A 13,734-nucleotide genomic window follows, 5' to 3' on the forward strand; every position below is an offset into this window, starting at 1 on the left:
AAAATGAGTCGCACCATTAGCTATCCAATTGTTTTTTATGAATAAAAAACCTTCTGGAGCAGTGGCTTCACCGCCTTGACTACCGGGCGGCGTGTCAATATGTTGCGCGCAACTTGGAAATGGGTTTTTGAACCTGCCTTTCTTGAAAAAAGGAGCTGCCAATGGCACGGGGAATTGAGCCCGAAAAGCCATCCGGTGCCGTCAAGGATGGGCAAGGGCAACCTGCTTCCGGGGAGCTGGATCAGCGTTTGAACCGTCTTGAGGCCGAATTGGTCAAAAAAGGCATGTTCAAAAAGCCAGCTTCCGAGGAGGAGCGGTCGGAAACGGCAAGTTCGGTCGCACAGGCCATGAAGCTTTCCAGCGAGTTTATCGCGGGAATCGTGGTGGGTGCGGTGCTTGGCTGGTTTATCGATCGTGTCGCCGGCACGTCGCCTTGGGGATTGATCGTATTTCTCCTACTGGGCTTCGCAGCGGGTGTCCTCAATGTGCTTCGTTCCGTAGGTTATGTCGCCGATCAAGGCGGCATTAAGACTAACGCGGAAAAGAGTGACAGGAAATAAGCCTTGTCGGACTTTACGGTAAAGTTCGTTCAAGTGTAAGTGATAGGCGGGCCGGATGCATGTCGGGCCCCGAGACTGAAACGCCTTCGGGTAGACCAGGTCGCCTTAGGGCAGACTAAATCGCCTTAGGGCAGGCCAAATCGCCTTCGGGCAGGGAAGACAGACGAGGTTAAGGTGGCGAACGATCCGATCCATCAGTTCCAGATTTCTCGGTGGATTCCCATCGATGTAGGCGGCGTTGACCTGTCGTTCACGAATGTTTCGGCTTTCATGGTCGCAACTGTCGTGGTCGCTTCGGGCTTCCTTTATCTGACGTCTTCGGGCCGCGGTCTTATCCCGACCCGTCTGCAGTCGGTTTCGGAAATGGCCTATGAATTCGTGGCGACAAGTCTCAGGGATTCGGCCGGATCGAAGGGCATGAAGTTCTTCCCCTTCGTCTTCTCGCTGTTCATGTTCGTGCTGGTCGCGAATTTCATCGGTCTCTTCCCGTATTTCTACACTGTAACCAGCCAGATCATCGTGACGTTCGCTCTCGCGTGTCTGGTCATCGGTACGGTCATCATCTACGGTTTCTTCAAGCACGGTTTCGGCTTCCTCAAGCTGTTCGTGCCGAGCGGTGTTCCCGGCATTATCGTGCCGCTGGTTGTCGCCATTGAAATCATCTCGTTCCTGTCGCGTCCGATCAGCCTCTCAGTTCGTCTTTTCGCGAACATGCTCGCAGGCCACATCACGCTCAAGGTTTTTGCCGGCTTCGTTGTTTCGCTGGCTGCCCTTGGTCCGATCGGCGTCGGCGGCGCGGTCCTGCCGCTCATCATGACGGTTGCGATCACCGCACTCGAATTCCTCGTAGCCTTCCTCCAGGCCTACGTGTTTACCGTTCTCACCTGCATGTACATCAACGACGCAGTACATCCGGGACACTGAGTTCAAACCGGCGGGCGACCGCCAGAACTGAAATCCGCGCTTATATTTCAATCCAGAAGGAGCTTAACATGGAAGCGGAAGCAGCAAAGTACATCGGCGCCGGTCTCGCCTGTTTCGGTATGGCCGGTACGGCTCTCGGCCTCGGCAACATCTTCGGCCAATACCTCTCCGGCGCTCTGCGCAACCCGTCCGCTGCTGACAGCCAGTTCGGCCGTCTGGTATTCGGTTTCGCCGTTACGGAAGCTCTGGGCATCTTCTCGCTGCTCATCGCGCTTCTGCTCCTCTTCGCCGTCTAATAAACGGTTTAAGAGTCTGGCCTGCCGCGATCTGTATCTCGTAATGCAGCGCGGCTGGCCTTTGCATATGACGTCTGAGTAGGCATGATCCCGGAAGACGGGAACCGGTTTTCGGATCAGATCATGCTGGATTTAAGGGGAAATCTGGATGTTCGTGTCCACGGCGTTTGCCCAAACCGCCACCGAATCGCAACCGGCACCAGCTGCTGGCGAGCACGGCGCAGCCGATGCTGTGCACACCGAAACCGGGGTCGCGCACGATGCCGGACACGGCAGCGGCGTATTCCCTCCGTTCGATTCCACCCATTACGCCTCACAGGTTCTGTGGCTGGCGATCACGTTCGGTCTTTTCTATCTGTTCATGTCCCGCGTGGTTCTGCCGCGTATCGGCGGCGTGATCGAGACCCGTCGTGACCGTATTGCTCAGGATCTCGAGCAGGCTGCCCGTCTCAAGCAGGATGCCGACAACGCCATCGTTGCTTATGAGCAGGAATTGGCCCAGGCCCGCACCAAGGCTGCTTCGATTGCTGAAGCCGCCCGCGAAAAGGGCAAGGGCGAAGCAGACGCCGAGCGCGCTGCTGCTGAAGCCACTCTGGAAAGCAAGCTCAAGGAAGCCGAAGACCGCATCGCTGCGATCAAGGCCAAGGCCATGAGCGACGTCGGCACCATCGCCGAGGAAACCACGGCTGAAATCGTCGAACAGCTTCTGGGCACCAAGGCCGACAAGGCTTCGGTAACAGCCGCTGTTAAGGCCGCGAACGCCTGAGGAGAGGTCAATGGACGCTACATTTTGGGCACTTGTTGGCCTCATCATCTTCCTGGCGATCCTCGCCTATCTGAAAGTTCCGGCTATGGTCGGCCGTTCGCTCGATGAGCGCGCAGACCACATCAAGAAGGAACTGGAAGAAGCCCGTACGCTGCGAGAAGAAGCGCAGCAGCTTCTGGCCGAATACCATCGCAAGCGTAAGGAAGCCGAAAAGGAAGCAGGCGATATCGTCGCCGCTGCCGAACGCGAAGCCAAGGCTCTTCTCGAAGATGCCAAGCGTGCGACAGAAGAATATGTGGCCCGCCGTAACAAGCTGGCTGAACAGAAGATCGCAACCGCTGAAGTCGACGCTATCAATGCCGTCCGTGCTTCGGCTGTGGATCTCGCCGTTGCTGCCGCTGGCAAGCTTGTCGCTGACAAGGTTGACACGAAGGTCTCCGGCGGTCTGTTCAAGGACGCATTGGTTCAGGTCAAGTCGAACATGAACTAAGGTTTTCGCGACCGTTAGAGTTTTGAAATGCCGCCTGAAAGGGCGGCATTTTTGTTTTGAACAGAGCCTTTGAGCACGTCTCGAAGAGCGTGAAGCGCCTTTGCAGGGTCAGATAATACGTGCGTAAAAACAAAGTTAGAGCGTCACGACATTCAACCTTCACTGAAGCCGCTCCAAGGCTTCGCGTACCGACCACCGCACGCCAAGGTGGGGCGGAGCAGGCAGACTGTGCACAGATGCGCTGGAGCACACCCGAAACGTTTCCGCCTGATCCATGGAAACCCGGCCTGCTTCAGCTCAATTAGACGTGCATTCAATGATCAGGGCAGGCCGAACAACGCCAATGAATACGGTCTCTGGGCAGTTATCTCTCTGATACGACTCGGCGGTGAGGCTCAAACCGTCCCTTGATCGGCGCGAAAGTGTAACGGTGTAGGCCGGGCACGGGGCCGTTACTTTCGATCGCCGTGCGGTGTCTGGCCGTTCCATAGCCCGCATGAACTTCCATGCCGTAGACGGTATGGACGCTGCCCGCGCGCTCCATCATGCGGTCTCGCGTTACCTTGGCGACGATGGAGGCAGCTGCAATCGACACCGAACGCTGATCACCTTTCACCAGGGCGGATCCGGGGCAGGGAAGGCCGGGCGGTACGTCGCGGCCATCAACCAGTGCATGGCAAGGCTGCAAGACGAGACCGTGCACAGCGCGGCGCATCGCTTCCAGCGCGGCTTTGCGAATATCAGTCGCGTCGATACTGCGTGCGCTGAGGCTCGCGACGGAAACACTGACGGCCTTGGCCAGAATGGTCTCGTACAGAGCATTGCGCTTGGCGGCATTGAGACGCTTGGAATCGTCCAGCCCATCAGGGAGGTCGCCTGCATCCAGCAGGACCGCCGCAGCCACGACCGGACCGGCCAGCGGTCCGCGCCCCGCTTCATCGATGCCAACTATGTGCCGTAGCCCACGCGCAAGAAGCTTCGCTTCTTCAGAGAAGTCTGGAGCTAATGGAATATCAAAGAGAAGGGGAGAATCAGAAGCCGTGCGTTTCATAAGGTGGCGATGTTCGCATTGCCCCCGATTCTCCGCAAGGTCCTGCCAAGAGGAATGGTGGCGGGAAGCAGGACCTTATCCACCTGAGGGGACAGGCGGAAGCTTATTTGGACTTCGATCGCATTTTGATCTGATTGGATCAGACCAGCGCTCTAAGTCGCCTTACAGAGAGAATAATCTTGCTGATCTTCGTGCCTCACTCTGGTTCAATTGCGCTCTGGCTTGCACGTTGTGTGGTGTTAAAACAGTGACAACTGCTTGCCGCCTTTCTGGACGGGTTCGAACAGATCGGTGCGCAGGTGTTTGCGTTGTGTATTGATGCCGAGCTTACGGGCGGTCATTTCGAACCTGCGGCCGATCTGCCAGGCATAAGGGCCAGTGCCGCGCATCCGCTTGCTCCATTCGGCGTCGTAATCCTTGCCGTCGCGCATCGAGCGCACCAGCGACATCACATGCCGGTAGCGGTCCGGATAATTGCGCAGCAGCCAGTCTTTGAACAAGGGCGCCACTTCCAGCGGCAGGCGCAGCAGCACGTAACCAGCCTCGCGCGTACCCTGCGCATAAGCCGCGTCAAGTATACGTTCGATCTCGTGATCGTTGATGCCCGGAATGACGGGTCCCATCAACACTGAAGCTGGAATGCCCGCGTCGGTCAGCTTGCGGATTGCCTGAAGGCGCAGGCTTGGCGTGGACGCGCGCGGCTCCATCGTGCGCGCCAGATGTGCGTCCAGCGTCGTCACCGAAAGCGCAACCTTGGCGAGGCCCTTTTCGGCCATGCGGCTCAATATGTCGATGTCACGCACAACAAGGGCGGATTTCGTCACGATACCGACCGGGTGATTGGCCGCTTCCAGCACTTCGAGAATTTCACGCATGATGCGCCATTTCTTCTCGATTGGCTGATACGGATCGGTATTGGTGCCGATGGCGATCGTCTTCGGCTGATAGCCTGCCTTGGCCAGTTCGCGCTCAAGCAGGCGCGGCGCATCCGGCTTGGCGAACAGGCGCGCCTCGAAATCGAGACCGGCAGACAGACCCATATAACTATGCGTCGGTCGGGCGAAACAATAGATGCAGCCATGCTCGCAACCGCGATAGGGATTGATCGAACGGTCGAAGCTGATGTCGGGTGAATCGTTGCGGGTGATGATAGTGCGCGGCTTTTCCACCTGAACATCGGTGTTGAAGGCAGGCAATTCCTCCAGCGTCGTCCAGCCGTCGTCGAAATCCTGGCGCGTGGTCGGCTCGAAGCGTCCCGTCGGATTGATGCCCGCACCACGCCCGCGCCGCCGGCTGTGATCAATGCGCAGACCCGCTTCGCTGACAAGCGCATTGGCATGCTCCGCACGGCCTGTGCCGAATGCGGCTATATCGGCCTGCTTGATGATATCTGCGTGCTGGATCGCTGCCATCTTCATCTCCCTGCGGAGCTTCAAAGCATGTCCGGATTAGCCTTTGATGGCTTGCAAGCGGCAATGCTTCTGGTAATTGTCCGACTCTGTCTGATGAATCTATTCCTATCCGATGAATTGGAACAAAGCAAGAACATACTGCGTTCTGCTTCCAGTTCACGCGGTGTTGATATATGAAGCGTCCATGCTGTCCGTGATCATTGAAACACTGAATTCCGAAAAGCCTTTGGCGCATACACTGTCGGCGCTTGTGCCCGCCGTGGTGGAGGGGCTGGTACGGCGTGTTCTGGTAATCGATGAAGGCTCTTCAGACGAAACCGCACTGGTTGCCATTGGCGCTGGATGCTCATTCAGCGATGGCGCGGATATCGAAGCGGCTCTCGGTGAGATCCGCACGCCATGGGTTCTGATTTTGGCTCCGGGAGCCGTACCGCAGGACGGCTGGGAAGAAGTGGTTCGTCGCCATATCGATGGCGCAAGCGAGCCTGCGCGGTTCACGCCTGCCGGAGAAGGCAGGTTGGGCGGTCTGAAGGCTGCATTGTTCGGCGGTGGCGCGGCGCTCAACGCCGGGCTACTGGTTCGGCTGGAAACGATCAAGCCGCTGCTGATCGACGGGATGGCTTTCGCGCAATTGCCGCGCCAGTTGAAGCCGGTGCGCCTCAAACATGGCATCTACCCGCCGGAGCAGGATTAAAATCAAAAACAGAAAAAGGCGAAGCCTGAGCTTCGCCTTTTTGCAAGATAACAGCTTTCGCTCTATCTTGATTAGTTCTGGTAGCTCGAAGGCGAAGCGTCGCCAAAACGATGAGCCGAACCATCCTGATAGGTCGAACCCGTATTGATCGTCGCGGTCGCGGTGTGATCAACGGTCTGCGAAGCAACCGGCGTGCGGTCGTTTGCATAAAGGTCAGCAGGTTCGCCAACATGTGGGTTTTCGGCGAAAGCAGCACCGGCGCTAAGAGCAACGGCAACGGCAGCAAGAGCAAACTTTTTCATTTTCATATTCCTTTAAAGATCGCCCTTCGGATGGCGCCCGAACCAATCGGGAAGCAAGTAAGGGCACCCGGGTGGCTAAGGCACCATCCTTCGGGGAGATAACTGTTGGAGCCGGGTTTGTTATCGAGGCCCGGCCTTGGGCGTCAGCGTTTGTGCGCGACGCCCGTTGTGCGATTAGGCTGGATTAGTTCCGGTAGCTCGAAGGCGAAGCATCGCCAAAACGGTTTGCAGAACCATCCTGGGAAACCGAACCCGATTGGATCGTGGCGGTTGCGGTACGATCAACGGTCTGCGAAGCAACCGGGGTGCGGTCGTTTGCATAGAGGTTTTCAGGTTCGCCAACATATGGGTTTTCAGCGAAAGCAGCACCAGCGGTCAGAGCAAGGGCAGCAGCAGCAAGAACAAGCTTCTTCATTTTCGTATTCCTTTATAAAATTGCCGCGCGAATGACACCCATTCACTGGGGCCTGTTCGGGGCGCCCGGTTGGCTAAAATGCCATCCATCGGGGGAGGGGGATTGAACAGAAGGCCGGGATTGCTTGGGAGGGTTCCGGCCTGTGGGCGTCAGCGGCATTTTGCGCGACGCCCATAATGCGGTCAGGCTATCTTAGTTCTCAAAGCTCGAAGGCGAAGCATCGCCAAAGCGGTTTGCAGAACCATCCTGAGAAACCATGCCCTTGTGAGCAGCGTTGATCGTTGCGGTTGCAGTGCGATCAACGGTCTGTGCAGCAACCGGGGTGCGGTCGTTTGCATAGAGGTTTTCAGGTTCGCCAACATATGGGTTTTCAGCGAAAGCAGCACCGGCGCTTAGAGTGAGGGCGGCAGCAGCAAGAACAATCTTTTTCATTTCCTATCTCCTTGGAAATTGGAGCGGCGTTTCTTTTTCGTCGTTCCGATGCACCTGAAATGGGTGACAGTGGAGAAAAGTTCCAGTCACGAAAATGTTTTATTAATCACACATTCGTGCTCGTTAATATTTGGAAACATTCAGAGATGTGAAAAATAAATTAATTAAAACAATATTTTGATTGATATACCAGCATTCACGTGTCTGTTATATGACGGTTTTTGTTCATGAATCTCGAACAGACTGTACGTGTTTATTGTCCAATAAGGGTGAACAGTAGCTAGCTTCTGAATAGGATGTAATCGACTGTGGCCGGAATGAGGTTTTCTTCGGGCGGTTTGCGTGCGTAGCGTCGCCGAGAATCAGAATGAATCAGAATAGGGTTGATACGGTTGCCAGATTCACGAAGCGGCTGTGCCGGTGGCGATGACAAACCAGTCCGGCTTTTCGGCTCTGATGTTGGTGGCTGCTGTCTGCAACGCATCGTCATCGGCGAAGATCGCAAAGCAGGTCGCGCCGGAACCGGACATCTGAGCGTAAAGCGCATCGCTGGCGCGTAACAAAGCGAGCTTGTCGCCGATTTGCGGGGCGAGGCCAAGTGCTGGCGACAGAAGATCGTTGCGGGTAGCGCCAAGATAATGGCAGAGCGCGCTGAGTTCGCTTTGCCCGGGCGGCGGCAAGGCGGGATTGTCCCGCTTGTCGAGAGCGCGGAACACGTCGGGCGTGGCAAGCGCCGTGCCGTCATTGACGAGCAGCAGCGGCAGGGCCGGCAGTCCGGTAACGGGGGCGAGGTCTTCGCCGATGCCGCGCGCTGTCAGCGGCGTGCCATGCGCCGCACCGTGCAGGCACATGGGCAAATCAGCGCCGAGCGTCAGACCGAGTGCCGCCAATGTGTCGAAGTCACAATTCAGCGCCCACAGCGTGTCGAGGGCAAGCAAGGTCGCTGCCGCATCGCTGGAGCCGCCGCCAATGCCCGACGCGATGGGCAGGTTTTTCTCAAGGTGAATGGCAACGGGCGGCAGATCGCAGGCGGCATGCGCTCGCAACGCATCGCGCGCCTTGAGCACCAGATTACCGCCATCCAGAGGGACAGAAGAGGCAAAAGGTCCGCTGACCGTGAACTCGTCTTCCGGGGCGTCAGCAACCGTAATCGTGTCGCCGAAGTGCGCAAAGGCCACCAGCATGTCGAGCAAATGATAGCCGTCGTCACGCCGTCCGGTGACGTGCAGCGCGAGGTTGATTTTCGCCGGGGCAAGACGGGTAACAGACCGGCTGGCTACAGGCCGGGCGCGCAACAGAGTGTCGGTCATCGAGGGTAAGCGGATCAGTCTTTCTTGACGTAATATTCGCCGGTTTTCGGATCCTGCACCAGCGTGCCGTTTGCACGGTTTTGCGCTTCCTTCTCGGCCTGACGGACACGCTGCGATACACGAGTAGCCTCGCGCTTGAACGAGCGGTAGCCATACCAAGCGGCAATGGCGATCAGCAGCAGAAAAATGAGCTGTGGCATGGCCAAGTCCCTTCGGCTTGCGCATTGGCCCGCAAGGTTTGCCCCGGCATATGCGCATGATGTGTGTGTGCGGGCGCACTCTGATTGCGCCCTGTCATTTCTGACATCCTATCACGTTAAACCGTGATGTTTCAAAGGCCATAGCGTCCCCAAAGCGCTTTTTCTTCGGCAACAGAAAGTAAGCCGTCTCCAAGATGGGCGGCAATTTCCGCCGGTTCGATGCCGGATAGCGCAGACGAGAGCGCCATGCCGACGCCGGGAACCTTGCGGCCAAGCAGTCCGCGCTGCGGCTGGATCAGCTTCAGTTCTATCTTGTCGCCATAGGTCTTGCGCAGGAAACTGCGCATATCGCCTAGACCGTCGATGAGGCCGAGCTGCAATGCCGTAGTGCCGGTCCAGAACAGGCCGGTGAAAAGATCGGATTCTTCAACAAGCTTGCTGCCGCGCCGCTCCTTGACCATGTCGATGAAGGTTTCGTGGATTTCGAGTTGCAGCGATTTCAGCCGCTCTATGTCGGCCTTCTTTTCCGGCTGGAACGGATCGAGCGTGACCTTGTTGCTGCCCGCCGTATAGACGCGCCGCTCGACGCCGATTTTCTTCAGCAGTTCCGGAAAACCGAATGAAGCCGACACGACACCGATAGATCCGACGATTGACGATGGATCGGCGATGATCTCGTCGCCCGCAAGCGCAATCATATAGCCGCCGGATGCGGCCACATCCTCAACGAAGATGAAAACTTTCTTCTGATGTTCGGATGCGAGGTCGCGGATACGGCGATAGATGAGGCGCGACTGCACCGGAGAGCCGCCGGGAGAGTTGAGCGAAATCGCTACAGCGGGCGCATGCTTGTTGCTGAAGGCCTTTTCCAGAACGGCGGCGGTCGATGCCAGCGAGAGGGAAGGGCGCAGCGCGGAACCGCCGGTCATGATGGCGCCATGCAGGCGCACAACGGGAATTTCGATTGCAGCGTTGCGAAAGCGGCGCGGAACAAGACGCGTCAATAAACCGGGCAAGGTAAACTCCGAACTGGATCAACTATTGAAAGCGAATGTAGGAAGCAATCTTGGAAACACAAAGAAAACCCTCCGAAAATTTAAATCTTCGGAGGGTGAATAGGTCAGCTTTTCGCGGGTCTGGCCACCAGCCGCAACAGCCCGTAGCCGAATATGGCGGAGAGGGCGGAACCGGCCAGCACGCCAATTTTCGTTTCGGTTTGCAGGAGATCGGACGGGAACGACAACAGGCCGATGAAAATGCTCATGGTGAAACCGATGCCGCACAGGATCGAGACGCCATAAAGCTGTGCCCAGCTCGCACCCATCGGCCTTTGCGCAAGGCCGCTCTTGATGGCGAGCCATGCCGCACCGAAGACGCCGAGCTGTTTGCCGACGAAAAGACCAAGCAGAATGCCGAGCGTCAGCGTGTCGCCGAATACGGAACCATCGAGGCCGCTAAAGGAAATGCCCGCATTGGCAAAGCCGAAAATCGGCACGACGATGAAGGCGACCGGCTTTGCCAGTGCGTGCTCGAGCATATGCAGTGGTGAACTCATATCGTCCGGCTTGCCGGGTGCCGCCTTCAGCGGGATCATCAGCGCCGTCACGACACCGGCCACGGTTGCATGAACGCCGGAATTCAGCACGAAGAACCAGAGGATCGCGCCGCCGATCAGATAGGGCAGAAGCTTGATCACGCCCAGACGGTTCATCGCGAACAAGGCAAGAGCGGTTGCAAAAGCCCCGCCCAGATAAGGCATCGAGATTTCAGCCGTGTAGAAAATAGCGATGATGACGACGGCGGCAAGATCGTCGAGAATGGCGAGCGTCGCCAGAAAGACCTTGAGGCTTGAAGGCACGCGTGAGCCAAGCAGCGACAGGACGCCGAGCGCGAAGGCGATATCGGTTGCGGAAGGCACCGCCCAGCCGCGCAGCTTTTCGGGATCGTTGAAATTCAGCGCTGCGAATATGAGCGCAGGCAGGATCACGCCGCCTGCCGCAGCAATGCCCGGCAGCATCCGGTTTGGCCAGCTTGCGAGCTGCCCGTCGATGAATTCGCGTTTGATTTCCAGCCCGACGAGCAGGAAAAACACCGCCATCAGGCCATCATTGATCCAGTGCGCAAGGCTCAATGGACCGATATAGACATGAAGAGCGTCGAAATAGGTTTGTGAGAGAGGTGAATTGGCTACGATGAGCGCAAGCGCTGCCGCTGCCATCAGCACAAGGCCGCCGGCAACCTCGCTATCCAGAAAGCGTCGCATAAGGGATACGGGGCGAGCGGAATTGGGACTGTGGTTCATCGGTCTCCTTAACGAAACGATCAGGTGATTTGTGGCGCATCCACTTCGTAGAGCACAAGGTTGCGGTCTGTGATGCCAAGCGTCGGCCATGTCGAACGCCAGGCGGCAATGTGCCCGGAGGCAAAATGTTTGTCCAGCGAAGCCCGATCCAGCCATAGTTCTTTTACATGGATAAGGCCGGGGTCGAGAATGTCAGCGGCATAGGAATATTCGATGCAGCCCGCCTCGGCGCGGCTGGCCTCGATCATGCGCTGCATGGCCGGGCGCGCTTCATTCAAATTCGCAGCAGGAAGCCGAACGGTTCCGACAATAAGCAGCACGGGTTTATTCTCCGGGGATTAAAAAAGCGCGGTCTGGCCATTATTAATGGCATTGGCGCGGGGCGTAAAACCGTTTCCGCTGTCGCCATGCAGGATGAGCGGCGGCATGAAGGCCAGACCTGCGCGGCTGCCGCGGGTTCCGGTGACGACGATACGGATTGCCGCCGCATCGTTGCGTGGATGCACCGGCACGATGTGCAAACCACCAAACCGTCTGGCAAGCGATTCCAGAATGGGCGCGATGGAGCCGGGCCGCGCGATGATGGCAATGCCGCCGCCCGGCCTGACGATGGCCGCAGCCGTGCGCACCCATTGCTCGAACATGCCGTCTGGCATCACATGCGCTTCCGCCTTGAGCGGATCGGGCGTGCGCCGGTCTGCCGCTTCGTTGAAAGGCGGGTTCATGATGGCGAAATCGAAACTGTTATCGGCAAGGCCTGCCGAAACACGCGCCTTTCCGGTCAAGGCCACGTCGGCTTCCACAATCGCAATACGGTCTGCCAAAGCGGCGTTCAGCGGATGGGCGATGGTCTTCCTGGCAAAACCGACCATCAGGCCGGAGCGTTCGACAAGCGTGATCCGGCTTGCCGGGCACCGGGCCGCAACAGCAAGACCGGCAGCGCCTGCACCGCTGCCGAGATCGGCAAGATGGCCAGCGAAGCCCTCCGGCACCGCGCTTGCGAGGATCATCGCATCGACGCCGGAGCGATGACCTTTCATTGCCGGTTGCACGAGATGAAAAGCGCCGCGATGAAAGACATCGAGCGTTTCTTCAATCTCGTTTTCGGCAGTCAGGCTCATTTATCGCGCAGTTCGTGTTCAATCTCGGCATCGATCAGGATTTGCCGTGCTTCGTCCAGCTGATCTTCGCTGACCAGAAGGCGACGCGGCAGAACGCCCAGCGATCCCTCAATAATGCTCATATTGGTATCTGCAATGAAATAAGCTATTCCCGCCTCCTTCATCAAGGCTTCGGCGAAAGACAGCAGGACGGAATCGTTGGTGCGGATAAGTTCGATCATTTACCCACTTTGTAGCCAATGCACCGCATTGACAACTGCTTCCGTCAATGTTGAACAGGCTGTGAAGGCACGGAATGCGTCTTGAGCATTCCGCTGCGCTTAAATATGGTGGCGGCCCCATCAAGGAGTAATGGCATTGGGTGTGGTTCTGAATCTCGACGACAAGAAAAAGCAGACAGGATCGGTGCAGCCGCTTGTCGACCTGACGAAGGCCGATATGGCGCGCGTGAACGAAATGATCCTGTCACGTGCCGGTTCCGACGTCGAAATGATTCCCGAAGTCGCCAATCATCTGATCTCGTCGGGCGGCAAACGCCTGCGCCCGATGATGACGCTGGCAGCCGCCCGCATGTTCGGTTACGACGGCGACGGTCATGTGCGTCTCGCAACCGCTGTCGAATTCATGCATACGGCAACACTGCTGCATGACGATGTAGTGGACGAAAGCGATCTGCGCCGCGGCAAAAGCACCGCCCGCATGATCTGGGGCAACCAGGCCAGCGTTCTCGTCGGCGACTTCCTGCTCGGTCAGGCTTTCAAGATGATGGTCGATGTCGGTTCGCTCGATGCGCTCGACGTGCTGGCGACTTCCGCTTCGGTGATCGCCGAAGGCGAGGTCATGCAGCTTGCCGCCGCCAAGAACATGGAAACCACCGAAAACGAATATCTGGCGGTCATCAAGGCCAAGACGGCGGCGCTGTTCTCTGCTGCTGCCGAAGTGGGCCCGATCATCGCCGGTGTGCAGCGCTCGGATCGCGCAGCCTTGCGCGATTATGGCCTCAATCTCGGCCTCGCGTTCCAGCTGGTTGATGATGCGCTTGATTATGGCGGTTCGGCTGCCGATCTCGGCAAGAACACGGGCGACGATTTCCGCGAAGGCAAGATCACGCTTCCCGTCATTTTGAGCTACCGCCGTGGCACGGATGAGGAACGCGCTTTCTGGAAGCACGCCATCGAAGACGGTGCGAGCGACGACGCATCGCTGCAAAAGGCCATCGGCCTGATGACCAAGCACGGCGCGATTGCCGACACGGTGCAGCGCGCGCGTCACTTCGGCGAGATTGCCCGCGACGCTCTGGCGCCGCTCAAGACGTCGCCGGAAAAAGATGCGCTGATCGAAGTCATCGATTTCTGCATCAGCCGCGTGAACTGAGTTTCCAGACGTCTTTCGCGTTTTTTGGATATTTTCCAACAGGGATCGATCAAGAAAAGCTTTCCATCACAGATGCTTTTCTTGC

19 protein-coding genes are annotated in these 13,734 nt (G+C 57.6%); 7 read left to right on the top strand and 12 right to left on the bottom strand.

All coding sequences use genetic code 11. The annotated features are described in order from the left end of the window. Window positions 1–161: 161 nt before the first annotated feature. The 5 genes from QBD01_RS03615 to QBD01_RS03635 all read left to right on the top strand — a co-directional run bounded on the left by QBD01_RS03615 (window position 162) and on the right by QBD01_RS03635 (window position 3,036). Window positions 162–560: an AtpZ/AtpI family protein gene (locus QBD01_RS03615; RefSeq protein ID WP_109368421.1), complete on the top strand. Its 399-nt coding sequence runs from the start codon at window positions 162–164 to the stop codon at window positions 558–560. A gap of 174 nt (window positions 561–734) precedes the next feature. Further along, the gene (locus tag QBD01_RS03620; RefSeq protein ID WP_078337997.1) at window positions 735–1,484 is read left to right on the top strand and encodes a F0F1 ATP synthase subunit A; all 750 of its coding nucleotides are present in this window, start codon (window positions 735–737) and stop codon (window positions 1,482–1,484) included. Between the two features lie 68 nt (window positions 1,485–1,552). Next, window positions 1,553–1,780: a F0F1 ATP synthase subunit C gene (locus QBD01_RS03625; RefSeq protein WP_002963544.1), complete on the top strand. Its 228-nt coding sequence runs from the start codon at window positions 1,553–1,555 to the stop codon at window positions 1,778–1,780. A gap of 148 nt (window positions 1,781–1,928) precedes the next feature. Beyond that, complete coding sequence (locus tag QBD01_RS03630) at window positions 1,929–2,546, top strand: F0F1 ATP synthase subunit B (RefSeq protein ID WP_182519377.1); 618 nt, start codon at window positions 1,929–1,931, stop codon at window positions 2,544–2,546. A 10-nt stretch (window positions 2,547–2,556) separates the two neighbouring features. Beyond that, window positions 2,557–3,036 carry a F0F1 ATP synthase subunit B gene (locus QBD01_RS03635; RefSeq protein WP_109368424.1) on the top strand — a complete coding sequence of 160 codons (480 nt, stop codon included), beginning with the start codon at window positions 2,557–2,559 and terminating at the stop codon, window positions 3,034–3,036. 364 nt (window positions 3,037–3,400) lie between these two features. Here QBD01_RS03635 and QBD01_RS03640 read toward each other — a convergent pair whose 3' ends face one another. Both QBD01_RS03640 and QBD01_RS03645 read right to left on the bottom strand, forming a co-directional pair. Further along, window positions 3,401–4,087: a ribonuclease HII gene (locus QBD01_RS03640; RefSeq protein WP_280991637.1), complete on the bottom strand. Its 687-nt coding sequence runs from the start codon at window positions 4,085–4,087 to the stop codon at window positions 3,401–3,403. 239 nt (window positions 4,088–4,326) lie between these two features. Continuing rightward, window positions 4,327–5,499 carry a PA0069 family radical SAM protein gene (locus QBD01_RS03645; RefSeq protein ID WP_280991638.1) on the bottom strand — a complete coding sequence of 391 codons (1,173 nt, stop codon included), beginning with the start codon at window positions 5,497–5,499 and terminating at the stop codon, window positions 4,327–4,329. A 184-nt stretch (window positions 5,500–5,683) separates the two neighbouring features. On the opposite strand from QBD01_RS03645, the gene QBD01_RS03650 reads away from it, so the two are divergent. Beyond that, a complete protein-coding gene (locus tag QBD01_RS03650) occupies window positions 5,684–6,193 on the top strand; it encodes a glycosyl transferase (protein ID WP_280991639.1) in 510 nt (169 codons plus the stop codon). Window positions 6,194–6,264: 71 nt separating this feature from the next. Here QBD01_RS03650 and QBD01_RS03655 read toward each other — a convergent pair whose 3' ends face one another. The 10 genes from QBD01_RS03655 to QBD01_RS03700 all read right to left on the bottom strand — a co-directional run bounded on the left by QBD01_RS03655 (window position 6,265) and on the right by QBD01_RS03700 (window position 12,496). Continuing rightward, entirely contained in the window at window positions 6,265–6,495 is a 231-nt protein-coding gene (locus QBD01_RS03655; protein WP_078338003.1) for a hypothetical protein, read from the bottom strand. A gap of 184 nt (window positions 6,496–6,679) precedes the next feature. Continuing rightward, window positions 6,680–6,910: a hypothetical protein gene (locus tag QBD01_RS03660; RefSeq protein ID WP_280991640.1), complete on the bottom strand. Its 231-nt coding sequence runs from the start codon at window positions 6,908–6,910 to the stop codon at window positions 6,680–6,682. 192 nt (window positions 6,911–7,102) lie between these two features. Next, complete coding sequence (locus tag QBD01_RS03665; RefSeq protein WP_280991641.1) at window positions 7,103–7,342, bottom strand: hypothetical protein; 240 nt, start codon at window positions 7,340–7,342, stop codon at window positions 7,103–7,105. Window positions 7,343–7,743: 401 nt separating this feature from the next. Further along, window positions 7,744–8,652 (bottom strand): 4-(cytidine 5'-diphospho)-2-C-methyl-D-erythritol kinase, encoded by a 909-nt coding sequence (locus tag QBD01_RS03670; protein ID WP_280991642.1) that lies wholly within the window; start codon window positions 8,650–8,652, stop codon window positions 7,744–7,746. 14 nt (window positions 8,653–8,666) lie between these two features. Beyond that, a complete protein-coding gene (locus tag QBD01_RS03675; protein WP_151590310.1) occupies window positions 8,667–8,852 on the bottom strand; it encodes a hypothetical protein in 186 nt (61 codons plus the stop codon). A gap of 131 nt (window positions 8,853–8,983) precedes the next feature. Further along, window positions 8,984–9,868 carry a S49 family peptidase gene (locus QBD01_RS03680; protein ID WP_280991643.1) on the bottom strand — a complete coding sequence of 295 codons (885 nt, stop codon included), beginning with the start codon at window positions 9,866–9,868 and terminating at the stop codon, window positions 8,984–8,986. Window positions 9,869–9,972: 104 nt separating this feature from the next. After that, window positions 9,973–11,154 (bottom strand): Na+/H+ antiporter NhaA, encoded by a 1,182-nt coding sequence (nhaA, locus tag QBD01_RS03685; protein WP_280991644.1) that lies wholly within the window; start codon window positions 11,152–11,154, stop codon window positions 9,973–9,975. Between the two features lie 20 nt (window positions 11,155–11,174). Continuing rightward, a complete protein-coding gene (locus tag QBD01_RS03690; protein WP_182519387.1) occupies window positions 11,175–11,474 on the bottom strand; it encodes a putative quinol monooxygenase in 300 nt (99 codons plus the stop codon). A gap of 18 nt (window positions 11,475–11,492) precedes the next feature. Next, complete coding sequence (locus QBD01_RS03695) at window positions 11,493–12,275, bottom strand: methyltransferase (RefSeq protein ID WP_280991645.1); 783 nt, start codon at window positions 12,273–12,275, stop codon at window positions 11,493–11,495. Then, window positions 12,272–12,496 (bottom strand): DUF2007 domain-containing protein, encoded by a 225-nt coding sequence (locus tag QBD01_RS03700; RefSeq protein WP_078338010.1) that lies wholly within the window; start codon window positions 12,494–12,496, stop codon window positions 12,272–12,274. The genes QBD01_RS03695 and QBD01_RS03700 overlap by 4 nt, the downstream gene beginning before the upstream one ends. 136 nt (window positions 12,497–12,632) lie before the next feature. Between QBD01_RS03700 and QBD01_RS03705 the strand changes: the two genes are divergently transcribed. Then, on the top strand, window positions 12,633–13,649 hold the full coding sequence (locus QBD01_RS03705) for a polyprenyl synthetase family protein (RefSeq protein WP_280991646.1): 1,017 nt from the start codon (window positions 12,633–12,635) through the stop codon (window positions 13,647–13,649). The last annotated feature ends 85 nt before the right edge of the window (window positions 13,650–13,734 follow it).

Origin of the sequence: Ochrobactrum sp. 19YEA23, assembly GCF_029909865.1 — a bacterium.
Classification (GTDB): Bacteria; Pseudomonadota; Alphaproteobacteria; order Rhizobiales; family Rhizobiaceae; genus Brucella; species Brucella gambitense.